Origin of the sequence: Roseimicrobium gellanilyticum (genome assembly GCF_003315205.1) — a bacterium.
Lineage (GTDB): Bacteria > Verrucomicrobiota > Verrucomicrobiia > Verrucomicrobiales > Verrucomicrobiaceae > Roseimicrobium > Roseimicrobium gellanilyticum.
In genome coordinates, this window is record NZ_QNRR01000020.1 from 54,605 (window position 1) to 75,912 (window position 21,308).

General features: G+C 60.7%; 19 protein-coding genes. 13 read left to right on the forward strand and 6 right to left on the reverse strand.

Translation table 11 applies throughout. The features are described from left to right. Window positions 1–284: 284 nt before the first annotated feature. The 3 genes from DES53_RS31015 to DES53_RS31025 all read right to left on the reverse strand — a co-directional run bounded on the left by DES53_RS31015 (window position 285) and on the right by DES53_RS31025 (window position 3,870). On the reverse strand, window positions 285–1,595 hold the full coding sequence (locus tag DES53_RS31015; protein ID WP_113962226.1) for a sulfatase family protein: 1,311 nt from the start codon (window positions 1,593–1,595) through the stop codon (window positions 285–287). 32 nt (window positions 1,596–1,627) lie between these two features. Further along, window positions 1,628–2,560 carry an alpha/beta hydrolase gene (locus tag DES53_RS31020; RefSeq protein ID WP_170157562.1) on the reverse strand — a complete coding sequence of 311 codons (933 nt, stop codon included), beginning with the start codon at window positions 2,558–2,560 and terminating at the stop codon, window positions 1,628–1,630. Between the two features lie 374 nt (window positions 2,561–2,934). Next, window positions 2,935–3,870 (reverse strand): LysR family transcriptional regulator, encoded by a 936-nt coding sequence (locus tag DES53_RS31025; RefSeq protein WP_113962228.1) that lies wholly within the window; start codon window positions 3,868–3,870, stop codon window positions 2,935–2,937. A gap of 72 nt (window positions 3,871–3,942) precedes the next feature. Between DES53_RS31025 and metE the strand changes: the two genes are divergently transcribed. After that, the gene (gene metE / locus DES53_RS31030) at window positions 3,943–6,330 is read left to right on the forward strand and encodes a 5-methyltetrahydropteroyltriglutamate--homocysteine S-methyltransferase (protein WP_211325752.1); all 2,388 of its coding nucleotides are present in this window, start codon (window positions 3,943–3,945) and stop codon (window positions 6,328–6,330) included. 410 nt (window positions 6,331–6,740) lie between these two features. Here metE and DES53_RS31035 read toward each other — a convergent pair whose 3' ends face one another. The 3 genes from DES53_RS31035 to trmB form a co-directional block, all read right to left on the reverse strand. Further along, complete coding sequence (locus tag DES53_RS31035) at window positions 6,741–7,409, reverse strand: acyloxyacyl hydrolase (protein WP_211325753.1); 669 nt, start codon at window positions 7,407–7,409, stop codon at window positions 6,741–6,743. Window positions 7,410–7,652: 243 nt separating this feature from the next. After that, window positions 7,653–8,150 (reverse strand): Rrf2 family transcriptional regulator, encoded by a 498-nt coding sequence (locus DES53_RS31040; protein ID WP_113962231.1) that lies wholly within the window; start codon window positions 8,148–8,150, stop codon window positions 7,653–7,655. 111 nt (window positions 8,151–8,261) lie between these two features. Next, the gene (trmB, locus tag DES53_RS31045; protein WP_113962232.1) at window positions 8,262–8,876 is read right to left on the reverse strand and encodes a tRNA (guanosine(46)-N7)-methyltransferase TrmB; all 615 of its coding nucleotides are present in this window, start codon (window positions 8,874–8,876) and stop codon (window positions 8,262–8,264) included. Between the two features lie 391 nt (window positions 8,877–9,267). Here trmB and gspG point away from each other — a divergent pair, with 391 nt between their 5' ends. From gspG to DES53_RS31105, 12 genes are all read left to right on the forward strand, one after another. Beyond that, on the forward strand, window positions 9,268–9,750 hold the full coding sequence (gspG, locus tag DES53_RS31050; RefSeq protein WP_113962233.1) for a type II secretion system major pseudopilin GspG: 483 nt from the start codon (window positions 9,268–9,270) through the stop codon (window positions 9,748–9,750). A gap of 38 nt (window positions 9,751–9,788) precedes the next feature. Then, on the forward strand, window positions 9,789–10,469 hold the full coding sequence (locus tag DES53_RS31055) for a prepilin-type N-terminal cleavage/methylation domain-containing protein (RefSeq protein WP_113962234.1): 681 nt from the start codon (window positions 9,789–9,791) through the stop codon (window positions 10,467–10,469). An 18-nt stretch (window positions 10,470–10,487) separates the two neighbouring features. Continuing rightward, entirely contained in the window at window positions 10,488–10,982 is a 495-nt protein-coding gene (locus tag DES53_RS31060; protein WP_113962235.1) for a hypothetical protein, read from the forward strand. A gap of 191 nt (window positions 10,983–11,173) precedes the next feature. Then, window positions 11,174–12,136: a type II secretion system protein GspJ gene (locus DES53_RS33370; protein ID WP_170157564.1), complete on the forward strand. Its 963-nt coding sequence runs from the start codon at window positions 11,174–11,176 to the stop codon at window positions 12,134–12,136. A 63-nt stretch (window positions 12,137–12,199) separates the two neighbouring features. Next, complete coding sequence (locus tag DES53_RS31070) at window positions 12,200–13,204, forward strand: type II secretion system minor pseudopilin (RefSeq protein ID WP_211325754.1); 1,005 nt, start codon at window positions 12,200–12,202, stop codon at window positions 13,202–13,204. 18 nt (window positions 13,205–13,222) lie between these two features. Further along, window positions 13,223–14,443: a hypothetical protein gene (locus tag DES53_RS31075; protein ID WP_113962237.1), complete on the forward strand. Its 1,221-nt coding sequence runs from the start codon at window positions 13,223–13,225 to the stop codon at window positions 14,441–14,443. 51 nt (window positions 14,444–14,494) lie between these two features. Further along, window positions 14,495–15,163, forward strand: a complete 669-nt coding sequence (locus DES53_RS31080) for a hypothetical protein (protein ID WP_113962238.1) — start codon at window positions 14,495–14,497, stop codon at window positions 15,161–15,163. Window positions 15,164–15,165: 2 nt separating this feature from the next. Further along, the gene (locus DES53_RS31085) at window positions 15,166–15,825 is read left to right on the forward strand and encodes a hypothetical protein (protein ID WP_113962239.1); all 660 of its coding nucleotides are present in this window, start codon (window positions 15,166–15,168) and stop codon (window positions 15,823–15,825) included. 72 nt (window positions 15,826–15,897) lie between these two features. Further along, entirely contained in the window at window positions 15,898–18,618 is a 2,721-nt protein-coding gene (locus DES53_RS31090; protein WP_113962240.1) for a secretin N-terminal domain-containing protein, read from the forward strand. A 30-nt stretch (window positions 18,619–18,648) separates the two neighbouring features. Then, complete coding sequence (locus tag DES53_RS31095) at window positions 18,649–19,050, forward strand: VOC family protein (protein ID WP_113962241.1); 402 nt, start codon at window positions 18,649–18,651, stop codon at window positions 19,048–19,050. Window positions 19,051–19,191: 141 nt separating this feature from the next. After that, on the forward strand, window positions 19,192–19,815 hold the full coding sequence (locus DES53_RS31100; protein ID WP_147263735.1) for an imm11 family protein: 624 nt from the start codon (window positions 19,192–19,194) through the stop codon (window positions 19,813–19,815). A 95-nt stretch (window positions 19,816–19,910) separates the two neighbouring features. Beyond that, the gene (locus DES53_RS31105) at window positions 19,911–21,296 is read left to right on the forward strand and encodes a phospholipase D-like domain-containing protein (RefSeq protein WP_113962243.1); all 1,386 of its coding nucleotides are present in this window, start codon (window positions 19,911–19,913) and stop codon (window positions 21,294–21,296) included. The last annotated feature ends 12 nt before the right edge of the window (window positions 21,297–21,308 follow it).

Genomic DNA, 21,308 nt, shown 5'->3' on the forward strand with positions numbered 1-21,308 from the left:
TGGTTCACGCGGCCCTTTGCCCTGCGCGAAGCGACCTATTGAGGACCATGCTGGAGGATTGCTGCTCTGTTCTCTGACTTCACGGCAGCAAGCTGCCTGCGGAAAGCTGGAGCAAGCTCCAGCACTCCAGGAAGTTCGCTCGATTCGCGACATGGCATACCAAAGCGGTGCTTCGCGCACACACGCGCTCCAAAGGGCTTCGCGCTAGGTGGTTTGCAAAAGGTGGGGACCCCCATGCATCGTTTGCTTTTGTAGCCTGACGACGTATTCGCCGCCTAAGATGATCATCGCGGGACCGCAGTCTTCACCGTCTCCGCGCGAATCTTCGCCGCAATCTTGGACAGCCTTTCTACAAGGTCTGAGTAGCCCTCTGACGCATCACGCGTCTCGCCCACATCGATATCCAGATCATACAAGGCGGGCGGTTCGGTGAGATGCAGCTTCCACATGCCTTCGCGAATCGACTCCAGCCGACGCTGGTTCAGCCCATAGAGAGAGTACAACGTTCGCGGTGTGTTTGAGGGCATCCCCTTTCCCAGCCATGCTTGGGACACATCGAGGCCATCGAGCTTGAGATCTGGCGGAAGTGACGCGCCTGCCAGCCGGGCGAATGTCGGCAGGAGATCGAGCGAAAAGATGATGTCATGACTCACCCGGCCTGCTGGCACATGACCGGGCCACCACAGGATGAACGGAACACGGAGACCGCCTTCATGAACCGTGTGTTTTGATCCCTGAAGGCCGGCCGTGGATCCGGGCGTCTTGCGCTCGGGACCGTTGTCGCTCGTGAAAATCACCAGCGTATTCTCCGCGAGACCAAGTGCCCGCAGCTTCTCAAGAATCTCGCCGGTGCTCCAGTCGAGCTCCTGCACGGTGTCGCCATACGCACCACGGAAGGATTGTCCGTTGAATCGTGCCGAAGGTTCGAAGGGAATATGCGGCATGGCATGCCCGAGATAGAGGAAGAAGGGCTTGTCCTTGTTTGTCTCGATGAACTTCAGGGCCTCCGCGGTGTAGAGTCCGGTCATTTCCGATGGGATGGCAGGGCGCTTCTCCACCACATCACCACGCAGCACGGGCATGCCACCTTCCTTTTCGAAGATCACCGTCTCGTGTTTATCCAGGTTGTGCAGCACGCCATAGTAGCTGTCGAATCCCTGGTCCATGGGACGTGAGCCTTTCACAAAGCCGAGGTGCCACTTCCCAATGCAGCCTGTGACGTAGCCTCGGGTCTTCGCCACTTCGGCGAGTGTGAGCTCTTCCGTCGGCAGACCGTTGGCAGCATCAGGTCGTAATACACCCGTGGCGAGTCCGCTTCGGCCCGGATAACGCCCGGTCATGATCGCTGCGCGTGAGGGCGTGCAGAGGGCCGCTGCCACGGAGAAGTCAATAAAGCGCGTCCCCTCCGTTGCCATGCGATCCAGCTGCGGCGTGTTGATATCCTTTGCGCCATAACATCCGAGATCACCGTAGCCGAGATCATCCGTGAGGATGAAGATGATGTTTGGTGGGCGGGATGGGGTCTCCGCTGCGAACGAGCGCGCTGCCGTGCAGACGAGGGTGGCTACCAGAGTGAGGAAAGTGAGTCGCGTCATGACTGGATGACAGGGAGGAATACAGACACCGCTTACTTCAGATGCTCCTTGAACCACGCATCGACAGCATCCACGCACTGCGCATGCCAGGGCTTTTGCATCCAGCAGCCGTGCCTGGCATCCTTTAAGATGACCTGCTTCGTCGGCACACCGAGCTCCTTCAGCTTTGCCATTCCCGGAGCATCACGTTCCGGATTGTCGAGATCTCCCGTGAGAAAGAGCACAGGACCGGTGGACTTGCTGAAGTGTGTGATGGGTGACGCTTCACGATACAGTTCCGGCGCATCGTCATAGAGTTTACCGAGCCATTGAAACGCGTAGCTCTTCTCCTTCGCTCGACGGAGGGCCTCGACGAACTTTTCCATCGTGAGGTCCGTGGGCCCGGCCATGACACAGGAGGCCTGCACCGCTGCGGAGACATCCCGCAAATCACCGGTGAGGTATTTTTCGTGCGTTGGTGCTGCGGCCATCATGCCGACGAGGTGGCCGCCCGCGCTGCCTCCCCACGCGCCGATGCGATTGGGATCGATGCCGAAACGCGAGGCATTCGCCCGCACGAAGCGCACCGCGAGATTGCAGTCCTGCACCGCCGCCGGGTACTTCGCGACGGGGCCGAGGCGGTATTCGATGTTTGCGACGACATAACCTTTCTCCGCAAGGGAGATGGCGAGTGGTCGGAAGCGCTCCTTGTCTCCCTTCACCCAGCCACCCCCGTGCACGAGGAGGCATGCAGGGAGCTTGTCTCCGCCAGCTTTGGGGCGGTAGATGTCGAGCTTGAGTTCCTGCTCGGGTGTCTTGCCATAGGTGATATCGAGCTCGGCCTGGATGGTGTCCGGCGGGGTGCTGGGGAGTGGTTCGCGTTTGGCAGCCGCGGGTTTCTTGGCGGGAGGCTTGGGGTTTTGGGCAACGACAAAGCCTGCCGTGAACGCAACGATAACGAATGTGAGGAATGTGGTGCGGAGCATGCAGTTGCCCCACGAACGATCAAGATGAACGGAAACTGTCGGCAAGTTTATTTCTTTGTCCCGGAGGGACATTGGCCGGTAGCCGGTGGTGGAGGCCTGTAATCAGGCCGGGAACCACCGGATCAGATGAAGAACGATGCTCCGTCCCGGAGGGTACGGCGGAAGGGCGTGTCGCTGACGATTACGCGTTACATGGTTTTGGCACACCTTCCGGCGCACCTCCGGCACGCTCCAATTCTCACGCGCAAGATCCGGTGGTTTCGGTCGTCGAGACTCCCTTCACCGACCGGCTACCATCCGCGCTCCCTCCGGGAGCAAGCTGCCTCCAGTCACCTCGCATACCACGGTGATCACATAGGGAACATTTGGGAACACTACAACGCCGTAATCCCCGACAGCGACGCAAAGCTCACCCTCCGCATGATGTCCAGGAAGTCACGCATGTAAGCGGCGCTGGCGGCGGCTTCCGTCGTGGCAGCGTGAAGAGCGCTTTGCAGCCCCTTCTTTCCAATGGGACGGGCCACGACGTATTCGCGATCCAGAAACGGCTGCACGGCCCAGCGGGGCATGGCGGCGATGGCTCGTTTGCTGGCCACGAGTTGCAGGATGGCGACGGTGAGCTCCGTGGTGCGGCGCTTGGCAGGCTCCACGCGTGCGGGAATCAAGAACTCGCGCAGCACGTCGATGCGATCATCCGGAATGGGATAGGTCACAAGGGTCTCCTTGGCGAAGTCCTTCGCTGCGAGAAACGGCTTCGCCGTCAGCGGGTGCTCTTTTGCAAGAAGCGCAGACACTTCATAGCGGAACAACGGATGGAACACCGTATCCGTCCGCTTGATGGCATGCGACACGATCACGAGGTCCGCGCGATCTTCGCCCAGCAGGCCCACCGGATCCGCGTGGAAGCCGGACACGAGATCCATCTCCACCTCCGGCCAGCGTTCGCGGAAGGCATCCATGGAAGGCATGAGCCAGTCGAAGCACGAATGGCACTCCACGGCGATGCGCAACTGCCCCGCACGTCCATCCGCGATGCGTGAGAGATCGCGCTCCGCTTCTGCCACACGCATCTCCACTTCGCGTGCAAGTCCGAGCAGGCGCTGGCCACCCGGGGTGAGCCGCAGTGGCATGGTCTTGCGTTCGAAGAGTGGGATGCCGTACAGGTCTTCCAGCGCCTTCACCTGATGTGAAACAGCAGGCTGTGTGAGGTGCAGACGGGCGGCGGCCTTGGAAAGACTGTGTGTCTCCGCAATGGCGGCAAAGGTGCGCAGATGGCGGAGCTCAAGCGGGGGAAGGGCGGAACGGCTCATAAGTATGGCGAATGTTGAAGCGCCAAAACATGAATTATGCAACAGGCGGCTCGGGATTCAACTTCGGCAAGCATGACTACGAATGAATCCGCAACCACAACTGCATCCTCCCCTGCCCCGCTCTTCTCGCATTCGCTGGGCTTTCCCCGCGTCGGAGCCAGACGCGAACTCAAGAAAGCCGTCGAGTCCTTCTGGAAGGGCGCCTCGGATGAAACCGCGCTGCAAACTACCGCACGGGAGCTGCGCGCCACGCACTGGAAGCTCCAGTCGGATGCCGGCATCGATTTGATCCCGAGCAATGATTTCAGCCTGTATGACCAGGTGCTCGACATGTCCTGCCTCGTGGGCAATGTGCCGGAGCGCTTCGGCTGGGATGGCAAGGGCGATGTGAATCTGGAAACCTACTTCGCCATGGCGCGAGGCCGCTCCGGGGAAAAGAAGGAAAGTGCCTCGCACACACATGATGGTGAGTGCGGCTGCGGCAGCCACGGCGCGACTGCCTGTGAAATGACAAAATGGTTCGACACGAACTACCACTACCTCGTGCCCGAGTTCAACGACGGCACCACTTTCCGCCTCGCGAGCCAGAAGCCCTTCGCAGAGTTCCAGGAAGCGCTCGCGCTGGGTCATCGCACCAAGCCCGTGCTGCTCGGTCCGGTGAGCTATCTTTACCTCGGCAAGGTTCACGGAGGCACAAACCCTTCCTTTGATCGCTTCAAACTGCTTCCCAAACTTCTCGAAGTGTACGGCGAGGTGCTGCAGAAGCTCGCCGCGCAGGGCGCGAAATGGGTGCAACTCGATGAGCCGATCTTCGCACTGGATCTGGATACTACGATCAAGCAGTACTTCACCACGGCGTATGACGTACTGCGTGAAAAAGCCGGTGCACTGAAGCTCATCACGGCATGCTACTTCGGCGCGGCAGGCGCAAACTTCCTCTCACTCGCCCGTCTCCCCGTGGAAGCCATCCATCTGGATGCCACCCGTGGCGCCAGCGATCTGGAGCACGGGCTCGAAGTGGTGCCCACGCGCACCATCGTCTCGCTTGGCGTGGTGGACGGACGCAATGTCTGGAAGAACGACTTCGCCTCCTCGCTGAAAGTCATCGACCAGGTCGTGCAGAAGCTGGGCCGTGATCGCGTGTGGCTCGCGCCGTCCTGTTCACTGCTGCACTCCCCCGTGAGTCTGCAGCACGAGACGAAGCTTGAGCCGGCCATCAAGAGCTGGATGTCCTTCGCTGCTGAGAAGCTCGGTGAAGTCTCCACGCTGGCACGCCTCGCGGTATCTGCTGCTCGCGAAACCGATGCAGCGTGGATTGGGAATCAATCCGCACTCGCATCCAAGGCCACCGATCCGAGACTGCAGGTGCCCGCCGTGCGTGAACGCGTGGCGGCCCTCACCCCCGGGGACGAGCAACGCGACTCCGCCTTCGCCAAGCGCCAGGAAGTACAACGGAACCGCCTGAAGCTCCCCGCCTTCCCCACCACCACCATCGGCTCCTTCCCGCAGACCGATGAAGTGCGAAGCTGGCGTGCCCGCTGGCGCAAGGGCTCACTCACCGACGCAGAATACGAAGCGCTGCTGGGCGAGGAGACCGCGCGTTGCGTGCGTGTGCAGGAGGAGCTCGATATCGATGTGCTGGTGCATGGTGAGTTCGAGCGCAATGACATGGTGGAATACTTCGGCGAGCAACTCGATGGCTTCACCTTCACACAGAATGGCTGGGTGCAGAGCTACGGCAGCCGTTGCGTGAAGCCACCGGTGATCTTCGGCGATGTGTCGCGTCCTCATCCCATGACGGTGCGCTGGTTCCAGTATGCACAGAGCCTCACCTCGCGCCCCATGAAGGGCATGCTCACCGGCCCCATCACGATTCTGAACTGGAGCTTCGTGCGCAATGACCTGTCGCGCCCGGATGTTTGCCGCCAGATCGCACTCGCCATCCGCGATGAAGTGCGTGACCTCGAAGCCGCCGGCTGCCGTGTGATTCAGATCGATGAAGCTGCACTGCGCGAGTGCCTGCCGCTTCGCGAGAAGGATCGAGCCTTCTATCTCCAGTGGACCGTGGCATCATTCCGTGTTGCTGCGTCGGTTGTGCGGGATGACACACAGATCCACACGCATATGTGCTACAGCAACTTCAATGACATCATTGAAGCCATCGCGGCCATGGATGCGGATGTGATCACCATCGAGACTTCACGCTCCAGCATGGAACTCCTCGATGCCTTCGTGCGCTTCCAGTACCCGAATGAAATCGGACCCGGCGTGTACGACATCCACAGCCCCCGTGTCCCGCCCGCAGCGGAAATGCGCGAACTCATGGATCGCGCCTCCGCCGTGCTGCCCAAGGACAACCTGTGGGTGAATCCCGACTGCGGCCTCAAGACCCGCGGCTGGCCTGAGGTGAAAGCAGCGCTGGCGAATATGGTGAACGTAGCGCACGCGTTGCGCGGCTGATCCAGTGAACGGTGCGACGGTGAGCGGTAGGACGGTGGTATGGCGAGAGACGACAGAGAGCGATCTAGACCTTGGGAACATGCGAACTTCCCAAAGAGCCCACACCGTCCTACTGTCGCACCGCTTACCGCCGCACCGAAAACACCCCGCCGGGACCAGCGGTCGCGGCCACAGCATGAACAACAGGATCTTTATTCGCGACGTCGTACGACATCGCCGGAAACTGTTTGTGGCTGCGACCGCTGGTCGCGACGGGGTGTTGGTAATTTCTCAGCTCATGAAGCGATGACCATTCACTGGAGCAAGTGAAGTCCTGGTGAGATGGCCATGTGCTGCATGAAAGATGCCAGATCATCGCAACGCGTGCATGTCGCGATCCGCGAATCAATCGTTATTCAGGAATTCATTGTTTAGAAGAACCAGCTCAATCCCGCCATCGCACCCACGCCATTGAGACCGCGATTGTTGTTGGAGCTGCCGCCATTGGAGAAGTGCTGCCACTGAGCATAGGTGACCAGGGCGAGTCGCTCGCTAAGCATCCAGCGGACACCGAGAGCACCTTGAAGTTCCCAGTTCCAGTCTGTTCCCACCAGCCCCTGCTCCGGCGCTTCATCTGCCCAGTCGCCATACGCACCACCGGCGCCGATTTGGATGAAGGGCACCACGGTGGCGTTGGGTTGCACGAAGTTGTACCGCAGGTTCAGGTCCGCTCCTACGAAGTAGTTGCCGGGACCGTCATAGAAGTAGTCGCCGAACGCACCCACCAGGAATTCCCAGTTCCCACGGAAGGGACCCGAGCCAGAGGCATCATTCAGCATCCAGCCAAAACGGGCCGAGCCCATGATCCACTCCGTATCTGGACGGCGCACGGTTCCCTTCGTCCCGACGGACCAGAAGTGGCCGGCACTGAGTTCGACTTCAGTGACACCCTTGCGATAGGGATCAAAAGTCTCCACCCGCTGTTGGACTTGCTTGGAGGAATAGGCCGTGGTTCCTGCGCAAACAACCTGCGCTGTCAAGAGTAGCGATGCGGAGCTCAGGGCGAGGAGAAGAGACAGGCGAGTCGTGTATGGTCTCATGCGGGATGCTGGGTTGCTGGAACCGCAGCACACCGCGAGCATGGGGAGCACTTTCATGACCCTGTGACCAAACTGCGCAAGCGTGCTGATGCCGGTTCGCGCCATCATCCTTCCACAGCTTGTTGGCGAAAGTGTTTCACGCGGCGGGAGTCCCTGATTGGAGTATCGGGGTGCAACCACAGCACAGCCTTCCATGAAGGCACGAGTCATCACAGCTTCGCCGATTTCACCACCCTTGTGGCATTACCTCGGCACTTCCAGCGGAGCAGCCATCGCTGCGGCGGCAGCAGGTGGAGGTGGAGTGGTGCCGTTCAGCGTGAGCAATCGCAGGATGGGACCGCGATTCTGCACCAGATCCTCCAGGGTGTAGTGATCCAGCACATCGAGAAATGCATCCCGTGCCTCATGAAACACGCCCTTCAGCCGGCACGTGGGTGAGATGCGGCACATGTCCGTGGCGGGATTGAAGCATTCCGCGAGATTGAAGTGAGTTTCCGTCTGGCGAATCACATCTCCCACCCGAATGTCCCCCGGCTTCTTGCCAAGCTGGATGCCACCCGAGCGACCACGTCGATTGCTCAGGAAGCCCACCTTGCCCAGGTAGTGGACGATTTTTACAAGGTGATGGTGAGAGATGCGGTACGCCTGCGCCAGTTCGCTCAGCGTCACCTTCTGGTTTTCCCGCGCGGCCGCGTAGATCAGCACCCGGAGCGAGTAGTCAGAAAAGCGGCTGAGTTCCATGGTTGAGCATAAGATGGGAGTAGGATGCAGCTTTGAGTCCCATGGACTCGCCACGTGCAAACGGGAGGTTGGGCGACTGAAAGCACAGTCCGCGCCAATTCCTTCACCATCTCAAACTACCGGCGGAAGCTTTCGCCACCGGGCGCGCTCCACGGACTTGCTAAGCGCCAGCCACTGCACCTCAAAATCGGTCTTCGGATAGGGAAAGGCACCCTCGGGCCAGTCCAGCCGCTGGAACCGTGCCTGGCCAGCCATGACCTCCAGCACATGCTCGTAGTAGTGATGATCGTCCGTCTTCACGAGGAACTCACCCCCGTCCCGCAGGACCTTGTGCAGGCCCGCGAGGAATTCCGGGTCATTCAGCAGGCGGCGGCCATGGTGCTTCTTCTTCGGCCAGGGATCCGGGCACAGCAGGTGGATGCGGCTGGCAAGGTTCGCGGGCAGCAGCCAGGCCACGGTGTAGGTGGTTTCCAGCCGCAGCACGCGGACATTCTTCAGCCCACGCTGGCGGATTCGCTTGGCTGTCTTCTCCACCCGCCCGAGCAGGCGCTCCACACCCAGGAAATTCCTCTCCGGATGCAGCGCCGCCATTTCCACCAGGAAGGTGCCGTCCCCGCTGCCGAGGTCCAGTTCCAGCGGACGCTCACCATCGGCAAAAATCTCCTGAGGCGTGAGTTCGCGAAAGTAGTCAGTGGGGACGAGGATCGGATCAGCAGAGGTGGACATGAAAGAAGCGGAAGCGTGCGGGGCACGGAGGGAGGCAAAACACAGCGGTAGGGCGCGCGAGGGGGGCGTCAAGAGGTTGATGGTCTATGGTTGATAGTTGATAGCCTGAAATGGGAAGCGCCTACAGGCGCGTGTCTGTTTCCTCGTCCACAACCTTGGACACCATCGAGTTCCACGCATGCCGCCACACCCACGGTCTCAGGCTATCAACTATCGACCATCCGACTATCAACTCTCTCCAAAACCGCCTCGATTTAACCAACTTCCGTTAAGGAATTCTGGGAGAATCGCGTTCACCCACGAAACTCATGCTCGTTTTCGTGTTTACACATCTTTAAGGTATCCTTTGTACTGATAGATCCTGCCCCTTTTTGATTCTCTTTCTCCACACATGAAACTGCCCTCCCTCCGCACCCGATTCCATCTCCTGTCACAGCAGCGCCGCCGCCCTTCCGGCTTCACCCTGGTCGAGCTCGTGCTGGTGCTCACCATCCTCGCCGTGCTCATGGGTGCCGCGATTTACCAGCTCAACAAGAGCGGATTCTTCGAGCAGGCAGTCGACCAGACCATCAAGAGCGACCTCGACAACACCATCAGCATCGCCTTGGAGTCGTACCGCAATGCCGCCGGTCGTTTCCCCACCACTGAACAGGGTCTGGAAGCCCTCGTGGAAAAGCCCACCAAGGACCCCATTCCGGACCGCTGGTACTCGTACCTGAAGGAAGTGCCGAAGGATCCGTGGAAGCAGCCCTACAAGTACCGCTACCCCGCCACCAAGTCCAAGGACGGCTATGATGTCTACTCCGTGGGCAAGGACGGCCAGGACGGCACGGAAGATGACGTGGGTAACTGGAAGCCCACCGAGGCCAAATAAGCCGCACCCGCCCCCTTACGCGGCGCAAAAACCCACCCATGAACGTACGCAGCCCCCGCCCTCCGCTCCCGCCGGAGTTCCGGACGGCTGCGTTCACGCTGATTGAGCTCGTTCTGGTGCTGGCGATCCTTGCCATCATCCTGGGTGCAGCGGTACCGAGCGTCTCCGGCCTCATGCAGGATGCGGAGGCGCGGAAGCCACTGGAGGACCTCGCCCGCCTGGCAAAGCAGACCCGCCTGCGCGCCATGGAGGAGAAGCGTCCCTACCAGATCGCCTTCACCGGCACCGGCTACACAGCCACCCGCTACCTTTCACCCTACCTGCAGGCAGCGCAGATTGATGAGTTCATCCAGCGCACAGAGCTGGAGGCGGAGCAGAAGATGGAAGCCGGTCTCACGCAAGAGAGTGGCGAGACGACGGAAAGCGTCGTGGCGGCAGAGTCCTCAACTGGCGGCCCGCAACAGTCCGCTCCTCCCGCCGCCGCCTTCAAGGAGTGGACCGAGAAACATACGCTGCCGGAGGGCATGACCTGCAGCATCCAATATTGGTATGAGCCACAGGCCACCCCCATCGAAGGCACCGAGGTGAAGCTCTGGGTCTTCCAACCCACCGGCATGGTCGCCCCGCTCACCGTCACCATGACCACCTCCAGCGGCGCCTCCTATTCCGCGAAGTTCAATGCCCTGACAGCAGACATCGTCAAAGAGACTTCCAACTGACCAAACGCTGACATCCCCATGAACCTGCCCCTGGCAGCACGAAGCTACGCCCGCACCAGCGCGCCTCGTCGCGTTGGCGGACTGCGTGCACGCATGGGGCGCGGCTACCTGCTGCTCGAACTGCTGCTGGCCATGACCATCTTTTCCCTCACGGTCGTGAGCCTTGCCCAGTCGCTGCACATGGCCCTGCAGACCTCCGGGATTCTGAACCGGGAAAATGACATCCGCATCGCCATGCGCTCCTTCCTGGAGGAGGTGCGCCGCAAGCCCCTGGCGGAACTTACCCAGACCTACACCGACCCACGCCTCGGAGTCACCTTCAACAGCGTGCCTGAGGAACTCACCCTGAAGGATCGCAACGGCACCGTGCTCCGTGACCTTCACAAGCTGCGGGTCGTGGCCTCCTATGAGGCCAGTGGTGAAATGCGCGAAGAGGTGCTGGAAGTGTGGGTCTACAAAACCGCGACGGAGGGACGCGGAGGACAGCAACAATCGGGGTCACAGTCGCAATGAAAGTTCGGCATTCAAAATCCGGAGTCCCGAGTGAACCGCATGCGTTGTTGCATGTGGATGGAGGTTCGTTGGCGTGTAGGACAGGCGGACTGACCACGGACGTTCGCTCCCGAACTCCGCATTCCAAACTCCGCATTCCGAACTCGGCCTTCACCCTCCTCGAACTCGTCCTTTCCCTGTCCCTGCTCGCCATGCTCTCTGGCATGGTCTTCGGCGTGGTGCGTGTCTCGATGACCACGGCGATGGAGAACCGCCAGATCCAGCTCGAGAATGATGAGCTGAACCGCTTCATCACGCTCTGCCGTCATTCCTTCCAGAGCCTCCCCTCCACCGCGATCCTCACGCTGAAGATCACCGACACCGCGCAGCCCGTGAAGCAGGAGCTCACGCTCACTGGTGCTCCGGATGCCTTCTCCTTTGGGCTGAATCCAATGTCGTACAACGACACCATCATCGGCACCCGTCCCGATTATGCTGCCACTGAGGCCTCCACCACGGGACAACAAATGTACTACCTTGCCCTCAGCCGGAAGGACGTCATTCCGAAGGACCCCAACAGCGGTGAGGTGGTGGCCCAGACCACTGGCGAGGGCGTGGCCGCCCCAGACGATCAGGGCCGCTACTGGATGCCACTCATGCAAAATGTGACCTCGCTCACATGGCGCTTCTACCAGGTGAACGACGATACCTGGGTGGAGGAATGGGATTCCACAAATCTGCCGCAGCTCGTGGAGATGAATCTCCTCCTTGCCGAGCGCACTCAACCCATCCGTGTCGTCTTTGCACTCCCAGCAGTAAAGCTGGCCGGGGCAAATCCCGCGCTGCGTCCGCAGACCAGCACCACCTCTTCCAGCCAGGGTGGCGGTGGCGGTGGCGGCGGTGGAAACAACGACGGAGGCCGTGGCGGTGGCAACAATCAGGACGGAGGTCGTGGCCGTGGTGACGGTGGCGATCGCGGTCGCGGAGGAGATGGTGGTCGTGGCCGCGGCGATGGCGGCGGTCGCGGTGACGGTGGTCCTCCCCAAGGAGGGCCGGGTGGCGGTCGTGGTCCAGGAGGTTCCGGCGGTGGGCAGGGAAATTTTGGCGGAGGTATGCAACCTGGAGGAGGTGGCGGCGGTTCTACCAGCGCGCCATCGGGAGGTGGAGGCAGGTAAAGGCAGGACAAGGGCATGAAGCACATGGGTTTGCGGATGAACAGGAACAGCGAAGGCAGCAGCATGGAAACGGAGACCGTTGAGGTCAGGTCCGGCAGCCATGTTGCGTCCGTGCCTGTCCCGGTGAAGACCCTGCGTCTGCTGCCTCATCATCTCCGTGCGCGTCGCCGCGACGGGGGCTATGCCCTCATCCTCGTGCTCGCGGCCATCGGGCTCATGACCTTCACCGTGATCCCGCTGGTGAACTACATGAGCGACAGCATCGAGGAGAATGGCATGCATGGCCTGCGCTTTCGCGCGCTGCACCTCGCCGAGTGCGGCATCGCAGTGGGCCTGCATCCGCAGGTGCGCCCGGGCGACCCCGTGCTGAAGCAGACCCTCGGCTCAGACAGCGGTTTCACAGTTACCATTTCCTCGGAAGGCGCGCGCATCCCCATCAACTACATCACCGACTCCCGCTTCCGGGAGATCATCTACAATCTTTTCATCCTCTGGCGGCTCACCCCTCAGGAGGCGGAGACCGCAGTGGATGGTCTGGCGGACTGGGTGGACACAGACAGCCAGATGCGCACCTACGGCGCCGAGTCCGACTACTATAAAGAGCGCGGTTATGCCGACTTCCCCAGAAATCAGGGCTTCGGCTCGCTGGATGAAATGATTCTCGCAAAAGGCATGGACGCGGTGGAGCGCATGAAGCCCGACTGGAGAACTTACTTCAGCACCTACGGTGACGGCTACATCGACCTGAACTACGCCCCGCAGGAGATCCTCATGGCGGTGGCAGATGTGGAGGAAAACGCCGCTCAATCCCTCATCCGCGAGCGCAGCGGTGCAGACGGCATTCCCGGCACGGAAGATGACAAGACACTCCAGCTCAATCAGGCCACCCAACTGCTGGGCATGGACGGCCAGGAAGCCCAATCCCTCAACAGCATCCTCACAGCGGATCACCTTACCCGTCGCGTGGAAAGTGTGGGAAGAATCGGTGAATCCACGTACAAGGTGGTGGTGATCGCGCGACGTCAGGATGATGGATCCTTGAATTACCTCGCCCGATTTGAAGAATGATGATTTCGAAAAGAACGCATGAGTGCCAGCGCAGCCAGTTTTCTCCTTCCTGATACCGAGCCCTCCTGGAGGCTCTGGCGTTCGCTTGCCTCCACGAAGGCGGAGCCGGTGAGCTCGCCTGCGGAGTTCCGTGAGCAGTCGCGCCCCCTGGTGGTCGGCCTGCCCGCCACGGCCTGCCGCAGCATCGGTCTCATTCTTCCCACCGTCGATGCCACCCTGCTGCCCTCCATGATCGAGTCGCAGCTGGAGCGCCGGGGCGTTCATGTGGAGAAATCTCCCACTCCAAATTTCGCATGGCATCTGCTGGGGCAGAATCAAGGGCAGTCCTTCGTCAGCGTGGATGTGCTGGCGCATCCCTTCCCCGAGGACCTCGCCGTGCCGCATGCGGTGAACTACACCGCCGCGCTCCGTCTTGTCACCCTTCCGGCCAACAACCTCTGCATCATCGAGGAGCATGGGCTGCTGGTGCTGGTCGCAAATTTCCAGGGCCGCCTGTGGCACAGTCACGTCACCGGCTTCGCGGAGATGCCGGTGCAGGATCTGGCCCGTGAAATCGAGCTGGCCCGGCTCACGCTGGAATCGCAGGAGGGTTTTGGCGTGGTGCGCGGTGTCACGCTGGCGGGTGAACGACCATCCGCTCTGGCCGCGGAACTTCGCAAGTACATCGGCATGCCATTGGAAGTCTCCGGACCTCCCGGGGCAAATCGCGGTCTGGATCTCAAAGTGCTGCCAAAGCTGCTGCCGGCTTCCGTATTCACCGCCCAGGCCAATCGCGAAACGAAGCGCCGTCTCTTCTCCGTGGGGGTGCTCACGCTCGTGTTGTACGCCATTCTCTTCGCGTGCGGATGGTGGTACCTGCAGTCGCTGAAACAAGAGGTCGGAACCATGGAAGAGAGCGCCAGCGTGTCACGCGGACCCGCGGAACGCGTGCGCGCCGCCTCTGAACGCTGGCGCTCCCTGGAGCCCGCCGTGGAAAAGCAGCGCTACCCCATGATGCAGCTCAGCCACGTGACGAGCATCATGCCCCCCAGCGGCGTGGTCATCAAACGCTTCTCCGCAAAGCCCAGTGAGATTGAACTGCGCGGTGATGCGCGCGACCTGCAGACCGCGGCGCAGCTTCTGGAGGATCTCAAGAAACATCCCAAGCTCAACCGCTTCCACTGGGAGATGCCCACTCCCGACATCAAGAACAAGATCGCCACCTTCCGCATCACCGGGAAGATGGACAGCGGCACCTGATCTCCCCCACCCGCTCTCTCCCCCTTTCATCCTTCCTTTCTTCTCCTCCCTTTGAAAAAGCGAACTTACAACACCCGCGAGAAGCGCCTGCTCTTCCTCTGTGTCGGCACGATTTTCCTCGTGGGGAACTTCATGGCACTGCGTGAGTTCACCAGCCGCCGCAAGGATCTGGTCACCAGTCTGGACAAGCTGAAGAAGCAGGAAACCGCCAACCGCATGCTGCTGCTGGATGGCCCCCGCATGGAGAAGCTGGATGCCTGGCTGGACAAGTCCATGCCGTACACCAACTCCGCCGGCAAGGCGCAGGGCCAGCTCCTCGATGACCTGCGCAATTCGGCGCTCGACATGGGACTGAAGACCGAGAATGAGAATCCGCTGGAATCGCTGGAGCTCTCCCACCACAACGAGGTGTCCGTGAGCCTGCGCGTGCGCGGCGCCCAGGAGGTGGTGATCAGCTGGCTGCTCACCCTGCAGTCGCCGGAGAAGTTCACCGCCATCAAGTCGGTGGAACTCGAACTCGACACCCGTTCACGTGAGAAAACGCCGCAGGCCCAGTGCAACATCACCGTGGCACGCTGGTTCAATCCCAAGCCGCCTCCCGGCTACCAGGAACCCGTGCCGGCTCCTGCTCCGGCACCCGCGGCTGTGCCAGCTGAAAACACCAATCCGCTCGAGCTCACCACCCCGCTCGACGGCCTCGTCCCCCTTGCCCCCTCCTAGTCATGAAGCCAACCTTCGCCGCCTGTTTGCTTCTGCCGCTGTGTGCATCCGTCTCCATCGCGACGGCACAGCAGGATCCGGATCTCCCGCAGCGTGTGGAGCCGACTGAGGTCGCGGCGCTCACGTCCGCCTCTCCCTTCACGCGCTCGCTGAATCTCTCGGACTCGCTCGTGCTCACCGGCATTGCCTATATTGAAGGCAAACCCGTCGTCACAGTGATGAACAAGGAGACGAAGGAAAGCCACGTGGTGGGCGAATTGCCCAATGCCCAGGGCTGGAAGCTCGCGGAGACGAGCGCGACGGTGAAACTCGACCGCACCCAGGCGAAACTGATGATCGGCACGGAAGTGGTCACCGTGCGGTACAGCCAGGAACAACTCACCCCGGAAGCCATGAAAAAAGGTGGCTACCGCCCCGGCGGCGGTGATGGCCGGCACGATGGCGAACGCCGTGATGACGGTCCACGCCGCGACTTCCCCCGCCCCAGCGAGGAGGATCGCCAGCGCTTCATGTCCATGTCGGAGGAAGCCCGGAAGAAGTTCATCGACATCATGCGCGAGAATGGAGAAAAGATGCGCATGGCCTCTCCTGAGGAGCGCTCCGCCTTTATCAGGAACATCAGGGACAGGGTGGAAGCCGAAGACAAGCAAAACAAGCGCTGAGGCCTTCTCGTTTCCCTGCATCCGCATCACTCCCGCATCTCTCCCTCCACGCCGCTCCCTCCCCGCTTTCTCATGCATTGTCTCTCCCCCTTCCCTGCAGCCATTCGTCCCCGCTCCCTCTCTCTGTCTCTACTCCTGCTGATGGGAACGCTGGCGTGTAGCAGCAGTGGCATGCTCCACGCGCAGATCCGCGGCGGCACCACCCTGAAACCTGACACCGCGACCAGCCCCCGTGAATTCCGCCCGCTGGCGAACATGCCAGCCGAGCAACGCGCGCCCATGGATCCCGTCGTGGCCCAGGCAGCGCCGCAACCTCAGCAGCAGCCCACCTCTCCCACCCAGCCGGCCCCAGGAGGTCCCGGTGGATTTCCCGGAGGTCCCGGCGGTGGCTTCGGCAGAGGCGGCTTCGGACGTGGCGGTGCCAGCAGCAGCACGGAAGAACTTTTCCGCATTGATGGGGACAAGGTTTCCCTGCAATTCCCCAACAACACCATCACGGACATCCTCGGCATCTACGAGCGCCTGACAAACAAGACGCTCGTGAAGGACACCACCATCTTCGAAGGGCAGACCATCAGCCTCGTCACGCCGGTGCCAGTGGACAAGGCAGAGGCCATCAAGCTCATCGAAGCCGCACTGCTCACGAACGGCTACGCCATCGTGGCGGACCCGGACGGCAAGAGCTCGCGCATTCTCTCCACACGCACGACGACTGCGACCAGCGGTGCGCAGTTTTCTCAAGGTGTGAAGTTCTACCAGAGCGCCAATGACCTGCCGGACAATGAAACGATCGTGAGCTACTTCATGGGCCTCACGAATCTGGACCCCACCGAGGCTGCCACCATGCTCGGCGGTCATGTGGGACTCAATCCGTATGGCCGCATCACGCCGGTGGTAAGCCCTCCCGGACTCCTCATCACGGAAAATGCCAACATTGTGAAACAGCTCGTGGCGATTCGTGAGGTCATCGATACGCCAGGAGCCGCCAGCTCACTGGTCACCAAGTTTGTGCTGCTCAAGTATGCAGACGCCGCGACCGTCGCACAGATCGTGCAGGCCACGCTGAATGCCCAGGCGCAGGATAAGGAAGCCAAAGGGATCACCACCATCCGCGGACAGGGAACCTCCGGCGGCGGTGGCGGAGACAACCGCCAGCAGCAGCAACAGCAGCAGTCCAGCAACAACAATAACAACAACCAGCAGGGTGGAAACCGCCGCATCCAGGCGACTTCACAGGTGATCGCGGATACCCGCCTCAATCAGGTGCTCGTGGTCGCAGAACCGGATGAGTACGCGTATGTGGTGAGCCTCATCGCGGAGTTCGACAAGCCGGTGGATGTGCCAGCCGCGTATGAGCGCAAGCTGAAGAACGTCTTCTCCGTGGATGTGCTCTCCGTGCTGGCAGACATGCTGCGCGAGCCCGTGGGCGGTACGGCGCAGCTTCCAGGCGGCGGCTCCGTTTCGGGACAGAACCAGCAGCAGCTCATCACCAGCAGCAATCAATTCCTCACCGGCACTACGGGAGCCCAGCAGCGCGGCGGCACCTTCAACGCAAGCGCAGCCAGCACCGCCACCACGGGCACGACGGGTGGAGTCACCTCCCGCCCCGACCTCCTGCTGGAGTCGGAAGAGCAAACCGCTCCGGTTTCCGTCCTGATCAACAAGACCCGCCTCATCGCGGATCCGCTGGCGAACAGCATCATCGTCATCGGGCCGAAGGAAAACCAGGACAAGGTGGACATGCTGCTCGACAAGCTCGACCGCAAGGCGCCGCAGGTCTATCTCGCCACGGTCATCGGCCAGCTCACCCTGGGTGATGGGTATCAGTTTGGCATCAACTACCTCCAGAGATTCACCGAGTCAGGCAATGGCGGCGTGGCCAGCGCGCTGATCACGCGTGATGACATCATCACGAACAACAATGTGTCCGATATGACGACGAACCTGATCACGTCGGCCATTGCCAACACGAACGGATTCAACCTCTACGGCCAGATCGGCGAGTCCGTCGATGTGTTCGTGTCCGCCCTGGAAACCACAAATGACTTCAAGGTACTCTCCCGTCCGAGTGTCTTCGCGCAGAACAATCGTCGTGCGATGATCACCAGCGGCCAGCAGATTCCCGTGCCTGAGTCCACACTGACAAACGCCTCGTCCCAGAACCAGAACAACCAGGGCAACGTGACCACCACCATCACCTACAAGGACGTGGTGCTGAAACTGGAAGTCATTCCGCTCATCAATCCGGATGGCGATGTCACCCTGCGCATTGCCCAGGTGAATGACACCGTGATCGGCAACCAGATCGTGGCGGACAATACCGTGCCCATCATCGGCACCGAACAGCTCACCACGACTGTGACCGTGCCCACGGGCAATACGATCGTGATCGGCGGCCTGATTTCCGAGCAATTCAAAACAGACACGCAGGGCATTCCGGTCATCAGCCGCATCCCCGGCATTGGCCGCCTCTTCAAGGAGGACGTCACCAGCAAGCAGCGCAAGGAACTGATCGTCTTCATCCAGCCCGTGGTGGTCACGGACGACTTCGCCGTGCGCAAGGCCAGCAAGCAGGAGGACCTTCGCACGAAGGCCGGCGAGAGCGCCTACCATGCCTTCCCACAGACCGTGGTGCCCAAGGCTGTGCCTGTCACCGACCCGGATCCTCCCGTGAAGCGCAAGTGGTACGAAATCTTCAAGAAGACCGAAGGCATCCCCAGCTCACCTCCACCGCCACGGAACGGAACGACGACCACCACGGAGACGCGGACTTACTTCCCGCGTGCGAAGTAGACAACTCGGGCAGGCAGGCCGTATCTCGTGATGCGACTGGAGCACATCGATCATGTCGCACTGCGGTGTGCTTCACCGGAAGCGACGAAGGATTGGTATGTGAACACGCTCGGATTCGAGCACGTGTTCCCGGGCCAGTGGTCCGGCAACCCCATCATGCTGCGTTTGGGTTCGACCTACCTGACGCTCTTTCCCCAGAAAGAGGGCGCGCCGCCCGCCGCGAATGGCCAGGCCTGGCACCTTGCCTTGCGGGCTGCGACTTATGCAGACTTCCGGGAGGCGCAGAGCGAGCTGGAAGGAAAGGGAGTCTCGTTCCAGTTTCAAGACCACGAGATCTCCCACTCGATCTACTTCTTTGATCCGGACGGGTTCCTGCTGGAGATCACCACGTATGATATCGTGGATGGTGCGAGGGAGTCGAATCCGGCCTAGCGCGATTACGATTTCGTGTGCTGTCTTGCTTGAAGCATCTGACCAAGTCCAAGCGAACGCCAGATTACTCCATTAAATTGAGGGATTGAAGAAGAGCACAGCGTACGAAATGCTCGCCCCATGATTTCACCTTCCACATCCGTGTACAAGCTTGAGATGATCTGCGACGATCCACTCTACGAAGGATTGGCGCTCAGCTTGGACCTTCCGTCCAGACTGGGACAAGACAGCCTGGTGGATGACATCACTCCCGGGGTGAACATCTCGCCAGAGACTCGACTCTGGTCGCAGCCGAACCTCGCTCCAGGATGGCAGCCACCGAGATGTGACGGAGCCGTCCGACCTGAAAACGACTACCCTTGCATCAATCTTTTCCTGCCGGCATTCAGCAAGAGAGCCTATGATGCCCTTTCCGATCTGCTCCTGCCGAACGGCGAGCTTTTGCCATTGGTCACCCATGCAGGAAGCTTCTTCTTCTTCAACGTGACGACCATTGTCGATGCGCTGGATTTGGAGGCCTCAAAGTGCAAATTCTGGTGCGATCCACCCACGACCGCGGTCAACGTTTATCATTTTGAGTTCCTGCCAGACCGCTTGAAGGGTTTGTCGATCTTTCGGATCCTGGAATTGCCAAGCTTCACGTTTGTGACCGAGACGTTTGTTGAACGAGTCAAGGCCGCGGGACTGCAGGGTTTCTGTTTCAGGAAGGTTTCGCCCATCCCGCCCGATGAGCATTGGCGAAAGAATGAACTCATCTTGCGGTGATAGCTCGCTGACGAACGAGTGCATGCTTTCCTCCGTCCATCCCCACCGATCCATTCGATTCCAGAGTGTAGCTCAAAACTCGCTCCTCACCTCGAATGTCGGCCACCAAGACACCGCCACGCAAGCGGACCAAGACCGCGACCAAATCACCTTCGTCCCCCAAGTTCGCCAGGCCTGGTGAGGGACGATGGTCGACCATCCGCTGGGGAAAGCTCTCCATCCGCGGGTGGGTCGAGCTGCTCCTGGTCTTCATCGCAGCCATCTGTCTCTATGCGATTCTCTTCGTGCGGCGACAACACATCGAGTATCGACCGGCGCACACATTCTCTGTGCAAGATCCCGCCTTCTTCAGCTCCGCGCACGCAGCGACCAACCCTGTTCCCATCGAAGGCAATCGCATCACGCTGCTGCATAATGGCAACGGGATCTTTCCCGTAATGCTGGAGGCCATTCGCGGTGCGAAGAAGACCGTCAACTTCGAGGCCTTTCTCTTTCACTCGGGCGAAATCGGGAACCAATTCATTGAGGCCCTCGTCGATCGTGCGAAGCATGGCGTCGAGGTTCGAGTTCTTCTCGATGGCATCGGTTCGGGCACGGACTTAAAGAACAGCGATGTGCAACGGCTCACCGATGGAGGCTGCAAATTCGCCTATTACCACCCGACCCGGGCGTTGCGCGTAGATCGGCTGAATCGTCGCACGCACCGCCGCGTTCTGGTCGTGGACGGCAAGGTCGCTTTCACCGGAGGCGCGGGTTTTGCTGACGAATGGAGGGGTGATGGCGCGAAACCGGAGAACTGGCGTGAAGTCCATGCCAAACTCGAAGGCCCCATGGTGGCGCAGCTGCAGAGTGCCTTCCAACAACACTGGCTGTCCGAGACGGGCGAGATGCTTTCCGGCGCGGGCCACTTCCCTCTCCTGGAAAAAGCCGGGGATCTCAAGACGCAGGTGACCACCTCGGACGAGTTCACCGTGGCCGCCCTGCCACTCATCCAGGCCGTGGCCATCGCGGCTGCGGAGAAGACCATCTACATCACCAACCCCTACTGCACCCCGACCGATGAGCAGGTGCATCTCCTCGGCGAGGCAGTGAAGCGCGGGGTGGATGTGAAGATGATTCTCCCCGGCAAGCACAACGACCAGCCCGCCACAAAAGCCGCCGGTCGCGGCAGCTACGGCAAACTGCTGGAAGCCGGCGTGAAGATCTATGAGTTCAAACCCACCATGATCCACTCCAAGACCATGGTGGTAGACGGCATGTTTGCCATGTTCGGCACCTCGAACTTGGATGCCCGCTCCTCCCTCATCAATGAGGAGATCGACGTGAGCGTCTATGACGCCAGCTTCGGCACGGAGATGGATCGTGTCTTCCGCGAAGACTTGAAGAACTGCCAGGAGTACAAGCTGGAGGACTTCAAGAAGCGGTCCCTGAAGGAGCGCGTCACGGAGTGGCTGGTGTATCCGTTTCACTCACAGTTGTGAAGAGCACTACCG

Bases quoted from the DNA above. Each gene is read 5' to 3' on its own strand.
- DES53_RS33370 (WP_170157564.1), top strand. From the start codon at position 11,174: ATGCTCTCTGGCATGGTCTTCGGCGTGGTGCGTGTCTCGATGACCACG.
- DES53_RS31090 (WP_113962240.1), top strand. From the start codon at position 15,898: ATGCATTGTCTCTCCCCCTTCCCTGCAGCCATTCGTCCCCGCTCCCTC.
- DES53_RS31020 (WP_170157562.1), bottom strand. From the start codon at position 2,560: ATGCTCCGCACCACATTCCTCACATTCGTTATCGTTGCGTTCACGGCA.
- trmB (WP_113962232.1), bottom strand. From the start codon at position 8,876: ATGTCCACCTCTGCTGATCCGATCCTCGTCCCCACTGACTACTTTCGC.
- gspG (WP_113962233.1), top strand. From the start codon at position 9,268: ATGAAACTGCCCTCCCTCCGCACCCGATTCCATCTCCTGTCACAGCAG.
- DES53_RS31105 (WP_113962243.1), top strand. From the start codon at position 19,911: ATGTCGGCCACCAAGACACCGCCACGCAAGCGGACCAAGACCGCGACC.
- DES53_RS31035 (WP_211325753.1), bottom strand. From the start codon at position 7,409: ATGAGACCATACACGACTCGCCTGTCTCTTCTCCTCGCCCTGAGCTCC.
- metE (WP_211325752.1), top strand. From the start codon at position 3,943: ATGACTACGAATGAATCCGCAACCACAACTGCATCCTCCCCTGCCCCG.
- DES53_RS31060 (WP_113962235.1), top strand. From the start codon at position 10,488: ATGAACCTGCCCCTGGCAGCACGAAGCTACGCCCGCACCAGCGCGCCT.
- DES53_RS31015 (WP_113962226.1), bottom strand. From the start codon at position 1,595: ATGACGCGACTCACTTTCCTCACTCTGGTAGCCACCCTCGTCTGCACG.
- DES53_RS31085 (WP_113962239.1), top strand. From the start codon at position 15,166: ATGAAGCCAACCTTCGCCGCCTGTTTGCTTCTGCCGCTGTGTGCATCC.
- DES53_RS31070 (WP_211325754.1), top strand. From the start codon at position 12,200: ATGGAAACGGAGACCGTTGAGGTCAGGTCCGGCAGCCATGTTGCGTCC.
- DES53_RS31075 (WP_113962237.1), top strand. From the start codon at position 13,223: ATGAGTGCCAGCGCAGCCAGTTTTCTCCTTCCTGATACCGAGCCCTCC.
- DES53_RS31055 (WP_113962234.1), top strand. From the start codon at position 9,789: ATGAACGTACGCAGCCCCCGCCCTCCGCTCCCGCCGGAGTTCCGGACG.
- DES53_RS31095 (WP_113962241.1), top strand. From the start codon at position 18,649: ATGCGACTGGAGCACATCGATCATGTCGCACTGCGGTGTGCTTCACCG.
- DES53_RS31025 (WP_113962228.1), bottom strand. From the start codon at position 3,870: ATGAGCCGTTCCGCCCTTCCCCCGCTTGAGCTCCGCCATCTGCGCACC.
- DES53_RS31040 (WP_113962231.1), bottom strand. From the start codon at position 8,150: ATGGAACTCAGCCGCTTTTCTGACTACTCGCTCCGGGTGCTGATCTAC.